The 511-nt window shown below is 43.6% G+C and carries 1 protein-coding gene; it reads right to left on the reverse strand.

Going from position 1 to position 511, the window contains the following annotated elements; genetic code table 11:
* The coding region (locus B5F78_RS17010) for a PD-(D/E)XK nuclease family transposase (RefSeq protein ID WP_204502800.1) at window positions 1-124 on the reverse strand (124 nt) is incomplete at its 3' end.
* Window positions 125-511: the final 387 nt, after the last annotated feature.

Genomic DNA, 511 nt, shown 5'->3' on the forward strand with positions numbered 1-511 from the left:
CTTCAATGTGATGCTCCCCCGCAAGCAGCTCGTTCAGCAAGGTAATGAGCAGTTCCTTGCTGGCAGGTTGCCCGAAGATGATCTTGAAGCCGATATCCGTAAACGGGTTCACGAAATGCGTCATGTATCTTTCTCTTCTTTTCATGCCTCAAAGATAGGAATACTTGGGGAGATTCACAAATTTGTATATGATGAAGTTTCTAAAGTTTTCACTTTTACAGCACAGTGACTTATGGGTTTGTACCATTTCTCAAGTAAGCACTCAATTTAGGGCATTCCCCTTTAAAAGGGCACTTTTGAACAGGCTGTATGAATGATTGGCAAATGAAAACATACGGACTATTTTTCGATTTCACGACATGACAATAAAGACATCCCCGTCACAGGGTTCACGGTGAAGCAGTTCACGGATGATGGACAACACACGGCTGTGCTTGCAACGCATGTCGGTAAAGTCACGCACATAATAAAAATGATTCAGACCGGTAACACTCAGCATAGACCCTCCAGC

This window comes from Bacteroides sp. An279, from assembly GCF_002159615.1.
In the GTDB taxonomy this organism is placed as follows: domain Bacteria; phylum Bacteroidota; class Bacteroidia; order Bacteroidales; family Bacteroidaceae; genus Phocaeicola; species Phocaeicola intestinalis.